The 20,975-nt window shown below is 70.0% G+C and carries 18 protein-coding genes; 9 read left to right on the top strand and 9 right to left on the bottom strand.

The window, feature by feature from the left end; all coding sequences use genetic code 11:
• Positions 1–35 precede the first annotated feature (35 nt).
• Positions 36–287, bottom strand: a complete 252-nt coding sequence (locus ACFQU4_RS25555; protein WP_179757867.1) for a WhiB family transcriptional regulator — start codon at positions 285–287, stop codon at positions 36–38.
• Between the two features lie 281 nt (positions 288–568).
• Between ACFQU4_RS25555 and ACFQU4_RS25560 the strand changes: the two genes are divergently transcribed.
• Complete coding sequence (locus ACFQU4_RS25560) at positions 569–973, top strand: hypothetical protein (protein ID WP_377497419.1); 405 nt, start codon at positions 569–571, stop codon at positions 971–973.
• Positions 974–977: 4 nt separating this feature from the next.
• Positions 978–2,375, top strand: coding sequence for an alpha/beta hydrolase family protein (locus tag ACFQU4_RS25565; RefSeq protein WP_377497422.1), 1,398 nt, complete (start codon positions 978–980; stop codon positions 2,373–2,375).
• On the opposite strand, the gene ACFQU4_RS25570 is transcribed toward ACFQU4_RS25565, so the two are convergent.
• From ACFQU4_RS25570 to galK, 4 genes are all read right to left on the bottom strand, one after another.
• Complete coding sequence (locus ACFQU4_RS25570) at positions 2,376–3,197, bottom strand: amino acid ABC transporter ATP-binding protein (RefSeq protein WP_377497424.1); 822 nt, start codon at positions 3,195–3,197, stop codon at positions 2,376–2,378.
• Positions 3,194–4,150: an amino acid ABC transporter permease gene (locus ACFQU4_RS25575; protein ID WP_377497427.1), complete on the bottom strand. Its 957-nt coding sequence runs from the start codon at positions 4,148–4,150 to the stop codon at positions 3,194–3,196. The genes ACFQU4_RS25570 and ACFQU4_RS25575 overlap by 4 nt, the downstream gene beginning before the upstream one ends.
• A 13-nt stretch (positions 4,151–4,163) precedes the next feature.
• On the bottom strand, positions 4,164–5,063 hold the full coding sequence (locus ACFQU4_RS25580; protein WP_377497429.1) for an ABC transporter substrate-binding protein: 900 nt from the start codon (positions 5,061–5,063) through the stop codon (positions 4,164–4,166).
• A 163-nt stretch (positions 5,064–5,226) separates the two neighbouring features.
• Positions 5,227–6,369: a galactokinase gene (gene galK / locus ACFQU4_RS25585; protein ID WP_377497431.1), complete on the bottom strand. Its 1,143-nt coding sequence runs from the start codon at positions 6,367–6,369 to the stop codon at positions 5,227–5,229.
• 174 nt (positions 6,370–6,543) lie between these two features.
• On the opposite strand from galK, the gene ACFQU4_RS25590 reads away from it, so the two are divergent.
• Positions 6,544–6,870 carry a hypothetical protein gene (locus ACFQU4_RS25590; RefSeq protein ID WP_377497433.1) on the top strand — a complete coding sequence of 109 codons (327 nt, stop codon included), beginning with the start codon at positions 6,544–6,546 and terminating at the stop codon, positions 6,868–6,870.
• Between the two features lie 48 nt (positions 6,871–6,918).
• Entirely contained in the window at positions 6,919–7,890 is a 972-nt protein-coding gene (locus tag ACFQU4_RS25595; RefSeq protein ID WP_377497435.1) for a zinc-binding dehydrogenase, read from the top strand.
• A gap of 16 nt (positions 7,891–7,906) precedes the next feature.
• Here ACFQU4_RS25595 and ACFQU4_RS25600 read toward each other — a convergent pair whose 3' ends face one another.
• Positions 7,907–8,578 carry a slipin family protein gene (locus tag ACFQU4_RS25600; protein WP_377497437.1) on the bottom strand — a complete coding sequence of 224 codons (672 nt, stop codon included), beginning with the start codon at positions 8,576–8,578 and terminating at the stop codon, positions 7,907–7,909.
• Positions 8,579–8,925: 347 nt separating this feature from the next.
• Between ACFQU4_RS25600 and ACFQU4_RS25605 the strand changes: the two genes are divergently transcribed.
• The gene (locus ACFQU4_RS25605; protein ID WP_377497439.1) at positions 8,926–9,411 is read left to right on the top strand and encodes a GNAT family N-acetyltransferase; all 486 of its coding nucleotides are present in this window, start codon (positions 8,926–8,928) and stop codon (positions 9,409–9,411) included.
• Between the two features lie 126 nt (positions 9,412–9,537).
• Here ACFQU4_RS25605 and ACFQU4_RS25610 read toward each other — a convergent pair whose 3' ends face one another.
• Both ACFQU4_RS25610 and ACFQU4_RS25615 read right to left on the bottom strand, forming a co-directional pair.
• Positions 9,538–13,275, bottom strand: a complete 3,738-nt coding sequence (locus ACFQU4_RS25610) for a multifunctional oxoglutarate decarboxylase/oxoglutarate dehydrogenase thiamine pyrophosphate-binding subunit/dihydrolipoyllysine-residue succinyltransferase subunit (protein ID WP_377497463.1) — start codon at positions 13,273–13,275, stop codon at positions 9,538–9,540.
• A gap of 273 nt (positions 13,276–13,548) precedes the next feature.
• A complete protein-coding gene (locus ACFQU4_RS25615; protein ID WP_377497441.1) occupies positions 13,549–14,556 on the bottom strand; it encodes an N-acetylglucosamine kinase in 1,008 nt (335 codons plus the stop codon).
• 176 nt (positions 14,557–14,732) lie between these two features.
• On the opposite strand from ACFQU4_RS25615, the gene ACFQU4_RS25620 reads away from it, so the two are divergent.
• From ACFQU4_RS25620 to ngcE, 3 genes are read left to right on the top strand one after another with little or no spacing between them, the layout of a single operon-like run.
• Positions 14,733–15,770 (top strand): carbohydrate ABC transporter permease, encoded by a 1,038-nt coding sequence (locus tag ACFQU4_RS25620; RefSeq protein WP_377497443.1) that lies wholly within the window; start codon positions 14,733–14,735, stop codon positions 15,768–15,770.
• Positions 15,767–16,678: a carbohydrate ABC transporter permease gene (locus ACFQU4_RS25625; RefSeq protein ID WP_377497445.1), complete on the top strand. Its 912-nt coding sequence runs from the start codon at positions 15,767–15,769 to the stop codon at positions 16,676–16,678. The genes ACFQU4_RS25620 and ACFQU4_RS25625 overlap by 4 nt, the downstream gene beginning before the upstream one ends.
• A 28-nt stretch (positions 16,679–16,706) precedes the next feature.
• Positions 16,707–18,149 (top strand): N-acetylglucosamine/diacetylchitobiose ABC transporter substrate-binding protein, encoded by a 1,443-nt coding sequence (gene ngcE / locus ACFQU4_RS25630; protein WP_377497447.1) that lies wholly within the window; start codon positions 16,707–16,709, stop codon positions 18,147–18,149.
• Here ngcE and ACFQU4_RS25635 read toward each other — a convergent pair.
• Positions 18,133–19,404 carry a glycosyltransferase 87 family protein gene (locus ACFQU4_RS25635; RefSeq protein ID WP_377497449.1) on the bottom strand — a complete coding sequence of 424 codons (1,272 nt, stop codon included), beginning with the start codon at positions 19,402–19,404 and terminating at the stop codon, positions 18,133–18,135. The genes ngcE and ACFQU4_RS25635 overlap by 17 nt on opposite strands.
• A 179-nt stretch (positions 19,405–19,583) precedes the next feature.
• Between ACFQU4_RS25635 and ACFQU4_RS25640 the strand changes: the two genes are divergently transcribed.
• Positions 19,584–20,795, top strand: coding sequence for a phosphodiester glycosidase family protein (locus ACFQU4_RS25640; protein ID WP_377497451.1), 1,212 nt, complete (start codon positions 19,584–19,586; stop codon positions 20,793–20,795).
• The last annotated feature ends 180 nt before the right edge of the window (positions 20,796–20,975 follow it).

The raw sequence follows: 20,975 nt of genomic DNA on the forward strand, positions 1-20,975 counted from the left end.
GAGCCGGCGCTGTGTGCCTTTTCGGGCGGTGGGGCTCAGGCGGTACGAATCCGTGCCCGAGCCGCGCGACGCTTGAGCGCACGACGTTCGTCCTCGCTCAGGCCGCCCCACACACCGTGGTCCTGTCCGGCCTCGAGGGCCCATTGCAGGCAGGCGTCCTTCACGTCGCAACGCCGACACACCTGCTTGGCCTCCTCGATCTGCAGCAGGGCAGGGCCCGTGTTGCCGATCGGGAAGAACAGCTCCGGATCCTCGTCCAGACAAGCCGCCTTGTGGCGCCAGTCCATGGCGTCCTCTCCTTACCAGGGGTCCTGCTGGACCCGCACGTCTCATTTGTTTTGGGCCGGCGGTCCACGCGAAACCGTGCCGATCGTTCAGCCCGACGTCAAGACTTTCAACTTCGAAGCATCTTTACAAGGGTTTCCCCGCGTTGGCTGCCTCACATTTCACGCACGTTACAGCCGGGGGAACCGGACGCTTCCCGCCGCAGCGTCTCGGACGGTACGAGCGTAGGGGAACACCCAGTCTAGGTAAACCCCCAAAACGCCGTAGGCCGTAGAGTTTTCCGGTGCTCGCTCACTGGTTCGCCCGGGATCGCCTGACGCTCGTGGTCGCTGCGGCTCTGCTCGGCGTCGAGGCGCTCGGCGCCGCAGCCTTCGCGATCTTCGAGGCCACACAGATCAGATTCGACCGTGTCGTCGTCGGTGCGGGCACCGCCGTGCTGCTGCTGGGGTACGCGGCCTTGCTCGGTGCGGCGGCGCGCGGCGTGTTCCTCGGCCGTCGCTGGTCCCGCGGCCCGGCGGTCGCCACTCAGCTGCTGCACCTGCCGGTCGCCTGGAGCTTCCTCGGCGGGCCGACCGACTGGGTCTGCTACCTGCTGGCCGGGCTGTCGCTGACGGCGCTGGTCTGCCTGGTCGTCCCGCCGTCGACGCGGCACTTCCTCGCCGAGGACCCGCAGCCGACGCGGGAGTGACGCCGTGCGCCCGCTGGAGCTTGCCCTCCTGGCGGTCGAGCTGGCCGGCCTGCTCGGACTCCTGCTCGGCCCGCGGCTCGGCGGGCGGATGGCCCGGATCGTCGGGTACGCGGCGCTGCTGCCGATCCCGGTCGCGCTGGCCCAGCTGTGGCTGGAGGGCTGGCGCTGGCAGCTCGCCGGGCTGACGGTGCTCGCGCTCCTGCTGCCGCTCGGGTGGCTGGTCCGGGCCCGTCGGCGCCGGATCCCGGGGATCGTCGCCGGGGTCGGAATCGCCGCGCTGGTGCTCGCCGCCGTGCCGCCGGTCGCGGTCCCGATGTTCGCCCTTCCGGCGCCGACCGGCCCGTACGGGATCGGCACCGCGACCTACGCCTGGCTGGACGAGAGCCGGCCGGAGATCTTCACCGACGACCCGGCCGACCGGCGCGAGCTGATCGGGCAGCTCTGGTACCCGACCGCCCCCGGGGCAGCGGGCACCCGGGTGCGCTATCTCGACGAGGCCGCGGCGGTTCGACCGCTGGCGGGGCTGCTGCGGCTGCCGCCGTTCGTCTTCGACCACCTGGCCCAGATCGGCACGCCGGCCGTGGCCGGGGCTCCGGTCGCCGCGGCGCCGGCGCGGTGGCCGGTGTTGATCTACCTGCACGGCCGCGGCGGCTACCGGCAGGCCAACTCCCGGCAGGTGATCCAGCTCGCCTCGCAGGGGTACGTGGTGCTGACGCTGGACCAGCCCTACGCGGCGAGCGGGGTACGGCTGCCCGACGGCCGGCTGGCCCGGCTGGACCCGCGGATGACCGACCGTGACTTCGTCGACGCGGCGATCCCGTCCCTGGCCGCGGACGTGTCGTTCGCCCTGGACCGGCTGGCCGAGCTGGATCGGGCCGACCCGTCCGGCCGGTTCACCGGGCGGCTCGCCCTGGACCGGGTCGGCCTGTTCGGGCTGTCCCTCGGTGGTGCGGTGACCGCCGAGGCGTGCCGTACCGAACCGAGGATCAAGGCCTGCCTGCCGATCGACAACTTCATGCCGGATCCGGTGGTCGCCGAGGGGCTGCGGCAGCCGACGCTGTGGCTGACCCGGGACGCCGCGACGATGCGCCGCGAAGGCTGGTCGGAGGAGGCGATCGAGGACACCCTGGGCAGCATCCGGGCGACCTTCGATGATCATGGTCCGGGCGGCTGGCTGGTGCAGCTGCCCGGCCTGTATCACCTGGACTTCTCGGACGCCCCGTTGATCACTCCGCTGGCCCGGACGGCCGGTCTGTCCGGGCCGATCGACCCGGACCGGGGCCGGTTGATCATCGATGCGGTGACCGAGGCGTTCTTCGATCACCACCTGCGCGGCCGGTCCGCCGAACCGCTGCGGACGCTGCCGGACCGCTACCCGGAGTTGATCATGGACGCGACGTGATCACGTCTCGAGGATCTGGGACAGCTCCGCGTCGTGCGCCGCTTCGGCCTCGGCCTGCTGCTTGACCCGGCTCAGGAAGGTCCGGGTCCGTTCCTGGGTCGGGTGCAGCAGCACCTGCTCCGGGGTGCCTTCCTCGACCACCACACCGCCGTCCATGAAGACCACCCGGTCCGAGACCTCGCGGGCGAAGCCCATCTCGTGGGTGACCACGATCATGGTCGTGCCCTCCTTGGCCAGGTCGCGCATCACGGCGAGCACCTCGCCGACCAGTTCCGGGTCCAGCGCGGACGTCGGTTCGTCGAACAGCATCAGTTCCGGCTGCATGGCCAGGGCCCGGGCGATCGCGACCCGCTGCTGCTGGCCGCCGGAGAGCTGCGCCGGGTAGTAGCGGGCCCGGTCGGCCAGCCCGACCCGGTCCAGCAGGTCCGTCGCGAGCTTCCGGGCGGCCGCCTTCGGCATCCGTTTGACCTGGATCGGTGCCTCGGTGATGTTCTCCAGCGCGGTCTTGTGCGGGAACAGGTTGAACCGCTGGAACACCATGCCGATCCGGGACCGCTGCCGGGCGATGTCGCGGTCCGGGCGGACGTGCAGCCGGCCCTTGCGTTCCTCGACGCCGATCAGCTCGCCGCCGACCCAGATCCGGCCGCCCGTCAGGGTCTCCATCTGGTTGATCAACCGCAGGAACGTGGTCTTGCCCGAGCCGCTGGGGCCGAGCAGGCAGACCACCTCGCCGGTGTCCACGGTGAGGTCCACGCCCTGCAGCACGGTGTTGCTGCCGAACGCCTTGGTGACGTTGACGGCCTCGACCAGGTGCTCGCTCACAGCCCGCCTCCCGCCATCCCGGCCGCGGCCCGCGGCGCTGACGTACCGAAGCCGCGGCCGAACCGCTTCTCCAGGTAGGACTGGCCGATCATCAGCACGCTGGTGGTGACCAGGTAGTAGAGCGTCGCGGCGACCAGCACCGGAAAGGTCTGGTACGTCCGGGTGCCGATCGCCTGCAACTGGAAGAAAAGCTCGGTGCCGACCGGGATGGCCAGCAGCAGCGAGGTGTCCTTCAGCATGGCGATCGTCTCGTTGCCGGTCGGCGGAACGATCACCCGCATCGCCTGCGGCAGCACGATCCGGCGCATCGCCTTGGCCCGGGACATGCCCAACGCCTGGGCGGCCTCCAGCTGGCCGCGGTCGACGCTGAGGATGCCGGCCCGGGCGATCTCGGCCATGTAGGCGGCCTCCGACGCGGCCATCCCGATCACGCCGCCGAACAACCCGACGAAGAGCACGTTGGCGTCCAGCGTGACGAACCGCCAGGTGCCCTCAAGGCCGAGCCAGTCGATGATCAGCCAGTCGAACGGCACGCCGAGCGAAAGCCCTTGCTGGAAAAGGATCCCGAGCGCTCCCATGATCGTCAGCAGCACATAGCGGGGGATCGCCCGGAAGAACCAGGTGTACGCCCAGGACACCGCCCTCAGGACCGGGTTGTCGGACAGCCGCATCACGGCCAGCAGCACGCCGACCGCGATCCCGAAGATCATCGCCAGCACCGTGACCAGGATGGTGCCCTTCCAGAACCCTTCGATGACAGGGGCCTGGTTCATCGCCTCGAACACGAACGGCCAGTTGAACGCCGCGTTCGTGATCACCATGTGCAGGAACATCGCCACCAGGACGGCGATCACGGCGATCGCCACCCAGCGCCACGGATGGCGGACCGGGACAGCCTTGATCAGTCCGGGCCGGTCCGCCGACGCCTTCGTCTCGGCCGGGGTCGCGGTCATGATCGACTCCCGATCAGGGGTTGACGGCGAAGTCGTTGATCGCGCCGTTCTCGACGCCCCAGGTGCTCAGCGCGCCCTTGTACTGGCCGCTCTCCTCGAGCTGCTTGAGCGCCTCGACGATCGCCTCGCCGAACTCGGCCTGGTCCTTCGGCAGGACGTAGCCGTAGGGCGCGGACTCGTACACGTCGCCGAGCGGGTCGAGCTTGCCGGCCGCCTGCTTCACCGCGTACGCCGTCACCGGCGAATCGGCCAGCATCGCCTCGGCCCGTCCGGTGACGACCGCGTTGGTGGCCTGGTCCTGACCCTTGAAGGACAGGATGTTGATCTTGTTGTCGCCGCACTTGGCCTGCCGGGCCGGCAGATCCTCGGTCTCCTGCACGGTGCCGGTCTGCACCGCGATGGTGCGGCCGCACGCGTTCTCGATGTCGAAGCCCTTCGGGTTCCCGGCCAGGGTGGCCCACTGGGTGCCGGCGGAGAAGTAGCTGACCATCGTGACCTGCTTCTTGCGCTCGTCGTTGATCGTGAACGACGAGATGCCGATGTCGTACTTCTTGCCTTGCACGCCGGTGATGATCGACGTGAAGTCGGCCGGCTGCCAGTCGGTCTTGATGCCGAGCTTCGCGGCCACGGCGTTGAAGAGGTCGACGTCCATGCCCTGGATCGTCTTGCCGTCGGCGGCCAGGAACTCGTTCGGCGCGTAGCTGGCGTCGGTGCCGATGACGATCTTGCCGGCGGACTTGATCTTCTCCGGCACCTTCGCCGCCAGCGCCGGATCGGCGGCGATCTCGGACGACGGCTGGGAGGGCGGTTGCCCTTCGGCCGGCGGTTGATCCAGTGAATTCGATCCGCAGGCGGTGGCGGCCAGCATCGCCAACGACGCAGCCGCGACAAGCAACTTTCCTCGGGCCAACACGGGATGTCCTCCTCCTCGTTCCGGTTCGTCCTCGAGAATCACTCGCGGACCGGAGTGTTCCGCATCCTGCCACGCCGGTACGGGTTCCGTGGCGAGGCACCGCGAGTGGAACGTAATCGCAACACCTGTCGAACAGGGCGCGACGGGTGTTCCGGACGGGTGGTCAGGTCAGGCGGCGGGCCCCGGCCGAGGGGACCCCGACGAAGTGGTCCGGCGCGGCGTAGCCCGCGTCGGCGAACGCGGCCCCGACCTGCTCGGCCACAGCGTCCGAGGCGCCGGCCGGGACCAGGGCGATGATGCAGCCGCCGAAGCCGCCGCCGGTCATCCGGGCCCCCAGCGCGCCCGCCTTCCGGGCGGTCTCGACGGCCAGATCGACGGTCGGCACGGTGATCTCGAAGTCGTCCCGCATCGAGACGTGCCCGGCGTCCAGGATCGGTCCCAGGTCGGCCAGCCGGCCCTGTTCCAGGACGGCGACGGCCTCCAGCACCCGGGCGTCCTCGGTCACCACGTGCCGGACCCGGCGGCGCAGCAGGTCGTCGTCCAGCCGGCTCAGCGCGTCGTCCAGGTCGGTCACGTCCCGCAGCGCCGGGACACCGAGCTGCTGCGCCGCCTGCTCGCAGCTGGCCCGCCGCTCCGCGTACTCGCCGTCGACGTGGGCGTGCGGCGTGTTGGTGTTCAGGACCAGGATCTCCAGCGACGGATCGGCCAGCGGCACCTGGCGTACCGCATGGTCACGGCAGTCGAAGAACAGGGCGTGGTCGGCGACGCACAGGGTGGAGGCGGCCTGGTCCATCAGCCCGGTCGGTGCGCCGACGAACTCGTTCTCGGCCTTGCGGGCCAGGATCGCCCGCTGCAGCGGCTCGATCTCGAGGTCGTTCAGGTCGGCCAGTGCCGTCAGCATCGCGCATTCCAGGGCGGCCGAGGAGGACAGCCCGGAACCGAGCGGCACGTCGGAGCCGAGCGTGAGGTCGGTGCCGGTGACCCGGTGACCGGCCTCCCGGAGCGCCCAGACCACGCCGGCCAGATAGGCCTGCCAGCCCTTCATGCCCGGCCGCAGGTCGTCCGCCTCGAAAACGGCGGTGTCGCCGGTGTTGATCGAGGTGACCGACCAGGTGTCGTCGTGCCGCGGCCGGGCCGCGATCGTGACGTGCTGCTTCAGGGCGAACGGCATCACGTAACCGTCGTTGTAGTCGGTGTGTTCACCGATCAGGTTGACCCGGCCCGGTGCCGCCCAGACCCCGGCGGGTTCGGCGGAATAGCCGGTCCGGAAGGCGTTGACCACAGCTTCGTCGCGTTGCTCGAGCACGGGACGAAACCTTACAAGCGCTCGCCGGACGTCGCTTCCCAGCCCTGCCGGAGTGACCTCCTGCTGAAGCTACTCTTACGCCGCGCGGACCCGATCATGACAGCGGTTTCGCGCCGGCGGCGCCCGCTTGCTCGGGACGTCGAACCGACCAGCACTGACTCGGGGGAGCAGCCGGTGATCACGGAACAGATGGCAGTCTCGGTACTGCCGTGGCAGGCACAGTCAGGGACCGGAGCGGTGGTCGGGCGGCTGTGCCTCTCTGTCGGTACGGCGTTGGCGGGAGTGCCGATCCTGGCCCGGAACCCGGCGACCGGTGAACGGGTGACCGGCGCGACGACGGATGCGACCGGCTGGTTCGGGGTCGCGGACCTCCGGCCCGGCCTCTGGCTGATCGAGGCGGACCTCCCGAAGCAGGTCGTCGGCAAGCGGCAGGACGCGGTGGAGGTGACCGAGGACGGGGTCGTCGAGGCCTCGCTCTCGCCTCTGCTGCAGCGGCGCTGAGCCCGCTCCTGTCCGCCCGGAAAGGATGCGTCGTCCTAGGCTGAGGGGATGCTCGCCGCCTACGCCGCTCAGCTCGATCCGGCCGATCCGCTTGCCGCGCTCCGCGTCGATGATCTTGAGCCGCCGGCACCGCCGTCCGGCTGGGTTCCGGTCGACGTACGGGCGGCGGCGCTGAACCACCACGACGTCTGGTCGCTGCGCGGGGTCGGGCTGCCGGCCGAGCGGCTGCCGATGATCTTGGGCTGCGACGCCGCCGGGACGACCGAGGACGGGCGCGAGGTGATCGTGCACGCGGTGATCCGGGATCCGGCGTTCACCGGGCCGGACGAGACGCTCGACCCGCGGCGGTCGCTGCTGTCCGAGCGGCACCAGGGCACGCTGGCGGAGCGGGTCTGGGTGCCGGCCGCCAACCTGATCGACAAGCCGGCCGAACTGACCTTCGCCGAGGCGGCGTGCCTGCCGACGGCCTGGCTGACGGCGTACCGGATGCTGTTCACCAGCTCGGGCCTGCGGCCGGGGGAGACCGTGCTGGTGCAGGGCGCCGGCGGCGGGGTGGCGACCGCGTTGATCATGCTCGGCAGCCGGGCCGGGCTCCGGGTATGGGTGACGTCCCGCGACCCGGAGCGGGGCGAACGTGCGATCGCCCTGGGCGCGGACCGGGCGTTCCGGTCCGGCGAACGGCTGCCCGAGCGGGTCGACGCCGTGATGGAGACGGTCGGCGCCGCGACCTGGTCGCATTCGATCAATGCGCTGCGGCCCGGCGGCACCGTGGTGATCTGCGGTACGACCTCGGGCGCCGAACCGGACTCCGCGGAGTTGACCAAGATCTTCTTCCGGCCGCTGCGGGTGCAGGGCTCCACCATGGGCACCGCCGAGGAACTGCGCCGGCTGGCCGCGCTGCTGGTGGCCACCGGGGTCCGGCCGCCGATCGACCGCGTCCTCCCGCTGGCCGAGGCACGGCAGGGATTCGCGGCCATGATCGACGGCACGGTGTTCGGCAAGATCGTGATCGAGCCCTGACCTTCGGGGCCGGCGATCACTCGGCGGCGTTGACCTCGGCGGGCGGGACGGAGCCCAGCACGATCTTGGTCCCGTACGGGGCGGCCTGGATCATCCGGAGCATCGCCAGCGCCGGGTGATCGTCGAGCAGCTTGGCACCGTTGGCCAGCGACCGCAGCGCGGCGGTCTCGGCCCGGGCCGACTCGAGCTGAGCCTGCGCCCGCTGCTTGGTGGTCACCAGCTCCGCGTACGCGGTCCGCAACTCGGCCGGGACCACCACGTCCTTGATCACCACGTCCGAGACGGCAATGCCGAGCGGCTGCCCGGCGGCGACCGCCGCCCCGCTGAGCGCTTCGGTCACGCCGGCCCGGGCCGAACCGAGGAGGTCGGCGACCTCGACCGCCGCCAGCTGCTCGCGCAGCGCGACCTGCACCGCGAGGTAGACGAACGAGAACGGCTCGTTCGCCGCCTGCAGGAACGCCGCGGCGTCGGCGACCGCCCAGCGGACGGTCGCGCTGACCTTGACCGAGACCCCGTCGGAGGTGAGCGCCTCCTGCGGAGCCGTCTGGGTCAGCTGCTGCCGTACGTCGACCGGCACGTAGCGGGACCGGCGGCTGCGCCGGTACCGGCCCGGCTCGAGCACGCCGACCAGCCGGCCGTCGCGGTAGTGGACGACGCGCTGATCCGGCTCAACCGTGATCATGAACATGGGTGTCACCTCCCGGTGCCTGCTGTTGATCTTCGTCGTGTCGTGGGCTTCCCCGGCGGTGCCGGCGGGGTGGGGCGAGCGGAGGCGGGGACGGCACCGGTCCGGCTCACGCCGGCGAAGGGGCTTGCGCCCGACCCGGTCCGCCCGCAGAGCGACCGTCCACCTGATCCACCGCGCCGACACCTTGGAGGAATCGAACCTCAGCATTTTGAGTGCTGTACCAGGAAAGAGCTCGGGTACGACACGCGGAATCTTGACCGGCACACCGATCCGTCACCGCTGATCCGAGCCGCCGATCACTGTACGACCATCCGCCGCCGCTGGCGAATGCCTTGAGGTTGGTGTCCATGATCGAGATCCGGTTGGCCGGGGCGGGGGAGACCGCCGCGCTGGTCGACTGCCACCTCGCCTGCTGGCGGGAGGCCTACCGGGACCACACCTCGCAGGCGTACCTGGCGAGCGTGGCCCGAGGCCGCTCGGACCGGATCGCGTACTGGACGACCAAGATCGACAACGGCACCGCGCCGTGGCTGGCCGTCGCCGACGGCGAGGTGATCGGCCTCGCCCATGCCGGCCCGACCGAGGACGCCGACCTGAGCCCCGGCCTCGAACTGTTCATGATCTACGTCCGCGCCGCCCACTGGGGCACCGGCGTCGGCCACCGCCTGCTGGAGGCCACGATCGGCGACCGCCCGGCCTCACTCTGGGTGCTCGCCGGCAACGAACGCGCCGTCACCTTCTACCTGCGCCACGGCTTCCGTCCCGACGGTGCCGAGAAGCTGCACGCCGGCTTCCGGCGCCCGATCATCCGGATGGTGCGGGGGAGTTCATGATCGAGACCCGGCCGAGCTCCGCATGATTCGGCCGGCTCTGTTCGGATGACCGGTCGGAGCCGGAAAAGCACCGACCGGCTCCCCGCCGAGAAGGTGGGGGCCGGTCGGTGCTTCGTTGTGGCTGGGTCAGTGCGAGCTGCTGAGGGCCGCCTCGAAGAGGGCCTTCTGCTGCACGTCGTGTTCCTTCGCCGACCCGACGGACGGGGCGGAGGAGGCGGGTCGGGCGACCGAGGTCAGCCGGACCGGGCGGTCCGGGGTGGCGTCGGCGATCGCGCCCGGGAGGTTCATCGCCATGTAGAACCAGGCGCCCTGGTTCTCCGGCTCCTCCTGCACCCAGCGCACGTCGCTCGCGTTCGGGTAACCGGCCAGCGCCCGGGCGACCTCGTCGCCCGGCAGCGGGTAGAACCGCTCGACCGACACCACGGCGATCGAGTCGGTCAGGCCGCGCTTGTCCCGTTCCGCCATCAGCTCCCAGCGCAGCCGGCCGGAGCACAGCAGCACGGTACGGACGCCGGCGGCGTCACCGACCGTCGGATCGGAGAGCACCGGCTGGAACGTGCCGCTGGTGAAGTCGGCCGGATCCGAGGCCGCCGACTTCATCCGCAGCATCCGCTTCGGCGTGAACACGACCAGCGGGCGGTGCCGCTCGCTGAGCGCCTGCTGCCGGAGCAGGTGGAAGTAGCTCGCCGGCGAGGACGGGTACGCGACGGTGATCGCGTCCTCGGCGGCCAGCTGCAGGAAGCGCTCGATCCGGGCCGACGAGTGGTCCGGGCCCTGGCCCTCGTACCCGTGCGGCAGCAGCAGCACCACGCCGGACTTCTGGGTCCACTTGGCCTGGCCGGAGGTGATGAACTCGTCGATGATCGTCTGCGCGCCGTTGGCGAAGTCGCCGAACTGGGCCTCCCAGAGGACCAGCGCCTCGGGCCGGGCCACCGAGTAGCCGTACTCGAAGCCCATCGCCGCGAACTCGCTGAGCAGCGAGTCGAAGACGGCGAACTTTCCTTGATCATCATCGAGGTTGCGCAGCGGCACCCAGGCCTCGCCGGTCCTCCGGTCCATCACCGCGGCGAACCGCTGGACGAACGTGCCGCGCCGGGTGTCCTGCCCGGTCAGCCGGACCGGCCGGCCCTCCAGTAGCAGCGAGCCGAGCGCCAGGATCTCGCCGGTGGCCCAGTCGATCGGGCCCTGCGTGATCGCGGCCGCGCGGCGCTGCAGCTGCGGCAGCACCTTCGGATGCACCATGAAGCCGTCCGGCACGTTGGTGTGCGCGTCGGCGATCTTCTTCAGCGTCTCCAGGGTGACCGCGGTGCCGTGCTTGGCGGCCGACTTGTTCGGGTACACCGGCACCCGGCGGTACGGCTCGTCGTGCGGCGCCTCGGCTCCGGCGTTGCGGACCTCGGCGAACACGCTCTCCAGCCGCTCCTGGAACCGGGTCATCACCTGCTCGGCGTCCTCGACGGAGATGTCGCCGCGACCGATCAGCGCCTCGGTGTACAGCTTGCGTACCGAACGCTTCTTCTCGATCAGGTCGTACATCTTCGGCTGCGTGAAGCTCGGGTCGTCGCCCTCGTTGTGACCGCGCCGCCGGTAGCAGATCAGGTCGATCACGACGTCCTTGTTGAACGCCTGCCGGAACTCGAACGCGAGCCGGGCGACCCGGATGCAGGCCTCGGGATCGTCGCCGTTCACGTGGAAGATCGGCGCCTGGATCATCCGGGCCACGTCGGTGCAGTACATCGACGAGCGGGACTCGGTCGGCGAGGTGGTGAAGCCGACCTGGTTGTTCACGATGATGTGGATCGTGCCACCGGTCCGGTAGCCGCGCAGCTGGGACAGGTTCAGCGTCTCCGCCACCACGCCCTGGCCGGCGAACGCCGCGTCTCCGTGCAGTAGCACCGGCAGCACCGGGAACTCGCTACCGCGGTCGAGGATGTCCTGCTTGGCCCGCGCGATCCCTTCCAGGACAGGGTTCACGGCCTCCAGGTGGGACGGGTTCGCGGCGACCGAGGTCTTGATCTTGGCCCCGCTCAGCGCGGTGAACTCGCCCTCGGCGCCCAGGTGGTACTTCACGTCGCCGGAGCCCTGCACGGTCCGCGGGTCGATGTTGCCCTCGAACTCGCGGAAGATCTGCGCGTACGACTTCCCGACCACGTTGGCCAGCACGTTGAGCCGGCCGCGGTGCGGCATGCCGACGCAAACCTCGACCAGGCCGCTGTTCGCCGCCTGCTCGCAGACCTCGTCCAGCAGTGCGATCGTGGACTCGCCGCCCTCGAGACTGAACCGCTTCTGCCCGACGAACTTCGTCTGCAGGAACGTCTCGAAGATCTCCGCCTCGTTGAGCTTGTCCAGGATCCGCAGGTGCTCCTCGCGGGGCAGCGACTCGTGCGGCCGCTCCACCCGCTCCTGGATCCAGCGCCGCTGGGACGGCTCCTGGATGTGCATGTACTCGATGCCGATGGTGCGGCAGTAGGCGTCGCGCAGGATGCTGAGGATCTTGCGCATCTTCAGCCGGCTCTGACCGCCACCAAACGACCCGGTGGCGAACTCGCGATCAAGGTCCCAGAGGGTCAGGTCGTGGCTCTGGACATCAAGATCATGATGCATCCGGAGCCGGTACTCGAGCGGGTCGGTGTCGGCCATCAGGTGACCGCGGACCCGGTAGGCGTTGATCATCTCCAGGATCCGGGCCTGCTTGGAGACCTGGTCCTCGTGGTGGAGGCTGATGTCGTTGGCCCACCGGATCGGCGCGTACGGGATCCGCAGCGCCCGGAAGATGTCGTCGTAGAAGTCGTCCTCGCCGAGCAGCAGCGCGTGCATCCGGCCCAGGAACTCACCCGACTGGGCGCCCTGGATGACCCGGTGGTCGTACGTCGAGGTCAGCGTCATGACCTTCGACACCGCGTTCTCGTTGAGCCGCTCCGGATCCGCGCCCTGGAACTCGGGCGGGTAGTCCATCGACCCGACGCCGATGATCGCGCCCTGGCCGCGCATCAGCCGCGGCACCGAGTTGTTGGTGCCGAGGGTGCCCGGGTTGGTCAGCGTGATCGTGGTGCCGGCGAAGTCGTCCAGGGTCAGCGAGTTGGACCTGGCCTTCTTCACGACCTCCTCGTACGCGGCCCAGAACTGGGCGAAGTCGAGGTTCTCGCAGTTCTTGATGCTCGGCACCAGCAGCTGCCGGGTGCCGTCCGGCTTCGGCATGTCGATGGCCAGGCCGAGGTTGACGTGGGCCGGCACGATCAGGGTCGGCTTGCCGTCGACCTCGTCGTAGGCGTTGTTCATCGACGGCAGGCTCTGCAGGGCCCGGACGATCGCGTACCCGATCAGATGGGTGTACGAGACCTTGCCGCCGCGGGCCCGGCGGAGGTGGTTGTTGATCACGATGCGCTGATCGATCAGCAGCTTCACCGGCAGCGAACGGACGCTGGTCGCGGTCGGCACGGACAGCGACAGGTCCATGTTCTTCGCGGTCCGGGCGGGGGCGCCGCGCAGCGTGGTCCGGGTCGGCTCGGTGGCCGCGACGTCGGGCCGGTTGGACGGGTTCGGCGGATCGGCCGGCAGGCCGCCCTGGCTGCCCGGCTTGCTCGGGCGCGCCTCCTTGGTCTGGTTCGGCGGCTCGACCTGGGCCGCGCGGGCCCGGGGTGCCGTGCCCGACGGCTGGGCCGCCGGGGTTGCCGGGACCGAAGGTACGGCGGGTGCGGTGTTCACCGGTGCCGCCGGGGCGGGCGCGGGGGCCGGCTCAGCCCGGCGCGGGGCGGGTTGCTGAGCTGCGGCCTGCTGCGGCTGGTGGCCGTTCGACCGCGACGCGAAATACTCTTTCCAACTCGGGGCGACCGAATTCGGATCCTCCCGATACTGCTCGTACATCTCCTCCAGTAGCCAGTCGTTGGCTCCCACGTCTTCTGCCGTGCTCTCGACGTCGAGGTCGGCTGACTGGCTGCGGCTGGGGCCGCCCGCAGCGGGCGATCCGGTGGATGATTGGTCTGGCCTGGTGGCCACTGTCGCCTTCTTCCGTTGCAAACTGTCCCGCGGCCATCGTCTACCGCGGTTTCAGCCCTAAGGCTACCCAAGAATATGGACCAGGGAGACGGGTGGTACGGACGTGTTGCGCCGCGGGGCCGGAGCGGCTCGCCGGAGGGTTCAGACGGACCGGTCGCGGGCCGACCCGAGCAGCCTCCGGTGCAGCTCCGGATCGCCCCGGCGCTCCGCCGGTACGGCGAGCCAGGCGGCTCCGACGACGCCCGGCCCGGCCTCGTGCAGCGGGTTCTCGTACCGCTCGGCGAGCAGCGCCCGAAGCCGGCTCCCGACCGGCGTCGGCCGTCCCGCCGGACCCGGCTGCAGCACCGACCCGGCGAGCACGATCGGCAGCTCGGGGCCCGGCTCCAGCCGGCCGAGGGTCGCCGCCAGCACCTCCGCGGCGCGGTCGGCGATCCGGGCCGCCGCGGGGTCCGCGTCGGCCAGGTCGGCGACCAGGGTGGCGTACTCCGACAACTCCCGCGGCGGCCTGGCGTAGCCGGACCGGATCAGCTCCGCGGCACCGAACCCGCCGTCCGGGCCCGGCTCGACCTGGTCCCGGACCCGGGCCAGGATCGCCTCGCCCAGCGGGCCGGGTGCCTGGCCGGCCTCGAGGTCGGCCAAGGTCGCCCGGACCGCCTCCCGGCCGAGCCAGAATCCGGAGCCGTCGTCGCCGAGCAGCCAGCCCCAGCCGTCCCGTCGCTCGTCCAGGACGCCGGACCGGATGATCCCGGCCATGGCTCCGGTGCCGGCGATCAGGACGCAGCCGTCGGGTTCGGGGGAGCCGGAGGCGTAGGCGACGGCCAGGTCGGTCACGACCTTGATCGGCGGCGGTTCGGCGGTGAGCGGGGCCAGCGCTGAGCGGGCGAACCCCTCGGGGTCGGCGATCCCGGAGATGCCGGCCAGGCCGATCACCACTCCGGCCACCGTCGGCGTCCGGCCCAGCGCATCGGCGGCGGCGGTCAGGGCGGTCCCGGTCACCCGCCGGATCTCGGCGGCCGCCGGGTCCGGCCCGACGGCGTTCGGGTTGGCCGGCCCGCCCGTCTGCACGGCCAGGAACCGGCCGTCCAGGTCGGCCACGCCGACCCTGCTGGAGGTGCCGCCGATGTCGGCGCCGATGATCACCGCGGTCATTCCCGAATCCTTGCCGACCGGGGTGCGCCCGAAGTCATCGGGGTGGTTCGGTGCGTCGCCGTGACCCGGAGGATTCGCTCAGGTAACTTCCAGCGCGGATCACAAGAATCTCTGCGGTGATTGTGCTTAGGTAGCGGAAATACCCGTCTGAGAGCTTGACGACAGGGGAAACAGGCATGGCCGACAGCGGCAATCAGGTCGCGGTGCAGACGGACGGCAGCGCTGCCGCCGGGTCCACCGGCCGCCCTGCCGTCGATCCGGCCGGCCGGGCCAGGCAACGGCGGCTGAAGCTGGTGCAGAAGTACGTCTTCGTCGGGTCGTTCCTGATCCTGCCCATGATCATCTTCCTGATCTTCGTGGTGTCGCCGTACGTGCAGGCGTTCTATCTGGCGCTGACCGACTGGACCGGCTACTCGCCGGCGTTCGAGTTCGTCGGGCTGCAGAACTTCGCCGCCCTGTTCGGCCTCGGCGACTTCAACCCGGACCGGGTGTTCTGGGCCGGGCTGCGGAACAACCTGATCCTGCTGCTCGTGGTCCCGTTCATCTCGATCGCGATCGCCCTCTTCTTCGCGTCGATGCTGAACCTGTCCGGCAGCACCAAGGCCGGCCAGCTGCGCGGCGTCGCCGGAGCCTCGTTCTACCGAGTGCTCTTCTTCGTGCCGCAGGTGGTCTCGGTGGCGGCGCTGGCGATCATGTTCCAGCAGGTCTTCCATCCGGGCGGCCTGCTGAACTCGCTGCTCCGGCTGATGGGCGTCCCGAACCCGCCGTCCTGGCTGGCCGACCCGAACACGGCGATGCTGACGGTGATCATCGTCATGGTCTGGATGAACGTCGGCTTCTACATGGTCTACTTCTCGGCCGCGATGTCGGGCATCCCGCGGGAGCTGCTGGAGGCGGCCGCGATCGACAAGGCCAGCCGGGCCCAGACGTTCCTGCGGATCACGCTGCCGCTGCTGCGGTCGTCCATCGTCACCGCGTACATCTATCTCGGGGTGCTCTGCCTCGACGCGTTCGCGATCGTCCAGCTGATGACGATCGGTCCGGGCGGCCCGAACGAGACGACGACGGTGATGGCGCTGTCCATCTACAAGAGCTTCAAGGAGCAGGGTCAGTTCGGGTACGCGACCGCCCAGGGCGTGGTGCTGTTCTTCATCACGCTGGTGCTGGCGGCGCTGACCCTCCGGGTGACCAGGCGAGAGCAGGGTGAACTGTGACCACCCAGGTGACGCAGCTGCGGACCGAGACCGCGCCCAAGATCAAGGGCGAGCGCGGCCTGACCGCCGTGACCCAGATGATCCTGATCATCTGGTCGGTGATCATCGGGTTGCCGATCATCTGGGTGCTGATGTCCTCGGTGAAGACCGACGCCGAGATCTTCGTCGACTCCTGGCGACCGCCGATGGCGCTGCAGTTCGACAACTACGTCCGGGCCTGGAACGAGGCCCAGTTCGGCAACTACTTCCTCAACTCGCTGATCGTCGTCGGGCTGTCGACCTTGATCGTCATGGTGCTCGGCGCGATGGTGTCGTACGTGCTGGCCCGCTACCAGTTCGTCGGCCGCCGGGCGCTGAACCTCGCGTTCGTCGGTGCGATGGCGTTGCCGCTCTTCCTGGCCGTGATCCCGCTGTTCGGGGTGATGAAGCAGCTCGGCGCGAGCATGCAGGCGTCCGGGCTGCCGTTCGGCCTGCTCGGCACCTATCACGGCCTGATCGCGGTCTACGTGGCGTACGCGATGCCGTTCACGGTCTTCTTCCTGACCGGCTTCTTCGCCAGCCTGCCCGGCGAGCTGAGCGAGGCGGCCTTCATCGACGGCTGCGGGCACTTCAAGACCTACTTCTTCGTGATGCTGCCGCTGGCCCGGCCGGGCATCGTCAGCATCACGATCTTCAACGCGGTCGGCCTGTGGAACCAGTACCTGCTGCCGCTGTTCCTCAACAACGACAACCCGGGCCTCTACGTGGTGACCCAGGGACTGGCCAAGCTCGCGGGGGATTCGCAGTACGGGTCGGACTTCTCCGGCCTGTTCGCGGGGCTGGTGATCAGCATGGCGCCGGTGCTGATCCTGTACGTGATCTTCCAGAAGCAGATCCAGGCCGGGATGACCGCCGGCGCGCTCAAGTAACTTCTCCGACACCGAAGGGAACCAGATCATGGCTCCGGAGTTCGACAAGCAGATCCCGCCGATCACCCGGCGGTCGTTGATCAAGACCGCGGCGGCGGGCGCGGCCCTGGCCGGGACCGCCGGCCTGAGCGCCTGTGTGGCCAGCGGCGGCGCGCCCGACCCGGGGACGTCGTCGGCGGCGGGCGACCAGACCGCGGACAACCCGCTCGGCGTCGACAAGAAGCTGCCGATGGAGGTGGTGATCTTCAACGGCGGGTACGGCGACCAGTACGGCAAGGAACACGTCGCGCTCTACAACACCTGGGCCGGCGGCGAGGTGGGCAAGATGTCGTCCACGGTCAAGATCGCCAGCACCCTGCAGTCCCGGTTCGCCGGCGGCAACCCGCCGGAGGTGATCGACAACTCCGGTGCCGACGCGATGCCGACCGCGACGCTGGTGGCCGACAACCAGCTGGCCGATCTGACCCCGTTGCTGGACGCGCCGTCGGTCGACGACCCGAGCATGAAGATCCGCGACCTGCTGATGCCCGCGGCGATCGTGTCCGGCTCCTACGACGGCGTGATGCGTCAGCTGCCGTACGTCTTCGCGATGTGGGGCTTCTGGTACAGCGGGCCGCTGTTCCAGGAGAAGGGCTGGGAACCGGCCAAGACCTGGGACGACTTCCTGGCGCTCTGCGACAAGATCAAGTCCACCGGGCTGGCCCCGTTCGTGCACACCGGCGTGCACACGCAGTACATGGACACGATCCTGGACACGATGGCGATCAAGCACGGCGGGATCGACATCATGCTCAACATCGACAACCTGAAGTCGAACGCGTTCGACAACGAGTCGGTGCTGGCGGCGGCGACGGCGGTCCGGCAGCTGCACGACGAGGGCTACATCATGGAGGGCTCCGAGGGGCTCGACCACACCACCTCGCAGGCGCAGTGGCTGCAGGGCCGGGCCGCGATCATCCCGTGCGGTTCCTGGCTGGAGAACGAGATGCGCAAGCAGGTCAAGCCCGGCTTCGACATGGTGGTGCAGCCGGTGCCGTCGCTGACGGCGAGCGACAAGCTGCCGTACGAGGCGCTCAACGGCGGTCCGGGCGAGCCGTTCATCGTCGCCGAGAACGCCAAGAACAAGCTCGGCGGGATGCAGTACCTGCGGCTGATGCTGAGCAACGACGCCGGGGCGAAGTTCGCCGAGCTGACCGGCTCGCTGATCGCGACCAAGACGGCGCCGGAGAACCTGACCAACCCGACCACCGCGCTGAAGTCGGTGGCCGACGCCACCAAGGCTGCCGGCGAGAACATCTTCAGCCTGAACTTCGCGGGCTGGTATGCGCCGATGAACGACGCCCGGAAGCGGGAGATGGCGAACCTGATCAACGGCCGGTCGACGCCGGACCAGTACTGCGCCGCGATGCAGAAGGCCGCCGACGAGGTGGCTCAGGACCCGAAGATCAAGAAGTTCACCCGGCAGGCCTGACCGGCGCCGGGGCGAGGGCGATCCAGGCCTGGCGGCAGACGGCCACCGTGAAGGCCAGGATCGCCACGTTGCGGACGGCGAGGACGACGGTGCCGGCGATCAGGCCGGCCGACACCTGCGGGTCCAGCAGTCCCATGTAGTAGAGCACCGGGTAGATCAGGTGGGTCAGCACGGCCAGCACCAGGACGGAGACGCCGAGCAGGTTCAGCAGGCGGCGGTCGCCGCGGTGGAGCACACCGAGGGCGGCGACCGGGCCGCCGAGCCAGAGCAGGTACTGCGGGCTGAACGTCTTGTTGGTGATGATCATCAGCGCGACGATCGCGATCATCACCAACCCGATGCCGAGCAGGCTGGGTTCGGTCGCGCGGTAGGCACGGATACAGAGCGCGACGATCACGACCAGACCGGCGACGGTGGCCAGGTTGCTGATCGCGACCATGATCTCGTTGCCGGGCCCGTACACCTCGAAGGCCTGGTACGGCGACATGTCGATCGTCCAGGTCGTCGGGTCGCCGATCCGGCCCAGCATCAGCGGCGTCGCCCAGACCGACTCGATCTGCAGGCCGCGACCGGACTGCCAGGCCAGCGGTGAGATCAGCCGCTGCCAGCCGCCCGCGATCAGGCTGATCAGGGCCAGTCCGAATCCGGCGACGGCGAAGCCGATCAGGGCCGGCCGGCGCGCCTGCTTCGGGGCGGCCAGGGCGGCGATCAGCAGCGCCGGCCAGAGCTTGATCGCGGCGCCGATCCCGGTCAGTACGCCGCTCAGCGCGGGCACCCGGCGCAGCGCCAGCAGCGCACCGCCGGCGAGCACCGCGGGGATCAGGTCGAACCGCAGGTAGGCCAGCGGGCCGACGCAGACGATGAAGATCAGCCAGAAGTAGACCGCCCGGCCGGGCCGGTCGCCCGCCGCCCGCCACAGCGCGATCGTGAAGGCGGCATCGATGATGATCATGAAGCCGACGTACCCGACGATGTAGCCGGACTGATTGCCGCCGGAGAGCAGGTACGGGATCGACAGGATCCAGGTGACCGGGGTCGGGTACTCGAGGAAGGTCTGGTCCAGCCCGACCCGGCCCAGGTTGGCGATCTTGCCGAAGTAGTAGCCCACGTCGCCGGTGGCGATGTACTCGGCGTTCAGCCAGACCCCGAGGATCAGCAGCCGGCTGCCCAGCCAGAACGCCGCCAGTCCGATCGACGGAAGCCGGTCGATCAGGGTCGTCGGGGCCGGCCGGGTTGCGGGTACTGGTTCGGGCACGGCGTGGGGACTCCTGCTGGCTCGCGGTACGGACCCGCCGGCGGCGGTGCGGACGGCGGCGAATCTACCAGGGGCTCCGATGCGTCACCGGATCTTCGCGATGCGGTCACGGGAAGGTGGTCCGGCCGTTCGCTGGCAAATGTCAACGTCAGGTCATGATCAAGGGTCGCTTTTCCACTATGACAGCCCTGCTCGGGGGGACCCTCCTCACCTTGGCGCTGGCCGCCGTTCCGGCCACCGCCCGCCCGCCGGCCCTGCCGCTCGGCGACGCCGGACTGCCGGAGAGCCGGTCGACGTCGACGCTGGCACCGGGCGTCACGCTGACCACCATCGTCCGCGGCGACGCGCCGGCCGACCCGGCCGAGATCCCGACCACGACCAAGGGTCCGTGGCGGGTCTTCCTGCTGACCATCGATCCGCGCCGCGCCACCGGCGGGATCCGTGCCGTCACGGGCCCGGACCTGGCCAAGGTCGAAACCACCTCGCAGCTGACCGCCGAGGCCGGCGCGCTGGCCGGCGTGAACGCGAGCTTCTTCACCTTCACCGCGTCGCAGGAGTATCCCGGTGACCCGGTCGGCCTGGGCATCTACGACGGCCGCCTGCTCAGCGAGCCGACCACCGACCCGGCCGAGGTCTCGGTGCTGTTCGACCGGGACGGCCTGCGTCCCTCGTACGGACCGTTCAGCTGGTCCGGTCACGTCCAGGGCCGCGACCTGCGGGTCGGCCTGGAGTTCGTCAACCATCCGCCGGTGCCGCCCGCCGGCTGTGAGGCGATGACGGATCAGGCGGCTTGCCCGACCGACGGCGACACGACGCTGTTCACGCCGGAGTTCGCGGCCAGCACCCCGTCCGGGCCCGGCACCGAGCTGGTGCTGGACGCGCGCGGCTGCGTGAAGCGCCGCGCCGACCAGCGCGGCACCGCCCTGGCCAAGGGGGAGAGGTCCTTGCAGGCCACCGGCTCCGACGTGGTCGCCCTGCGCCGGCTGTCCGGCTGCGTCGAGCTCGACAGCACGCTTCGGGACCAGGCCGGTCGCGAGGTACCGCTCGGCCGGAACAGCCAGGCGGTCAACGGCCGGTATCAGCTGCTCCGCGACGGCGAGAACGTCCTGCCGCCGATCGACAACAGCTTCTTCGCCCGCAACCCGCGCACCTTCATCGGCACCAAGTCGACCGGCGAACTGGTGATCGGCGTGATCGACGGCCGGCAGACCACCAGCGTCGGCACCACCCTGCCGGAGACCGCGGCCGTCGCGAAGGCCCTCGGCCTCCGCGACGCGATCAACCTGGACGGCGGCGGCTCCTCGACCATGGTCGCCAAGGGCGCCCTGGTCAACAAGCCCTCCGGCAGCGCCGAACGCAAGGTCGGCGACGCCCTCGTCTACACCCCCTAACCCCCAAAGACCCCGCCGACCGGGCACAAAAGCAGCCGTTTTGACGGCGTGTCGCTGCACTTGTGCCTGTGAGGATCGTCAAGTGCCGTTCGCGGCGGTGGGTCTGACCCGACTTGTGCCTGGTCTGGTTTGCCTTTGACTGGATCTGTCGGCCTGTCGTCGCGTGCGGTGCTTGCTGCC

Origin of the sequence: Microlunatus sp. GCM10028923 (assembly GCF_042666975.1) — a bacterium.
Lineage (GTDB): Bacteria > Actinomycetota > Actinomycetes > Propionibacteriales > Propionibacteriaceae > Microlunatus.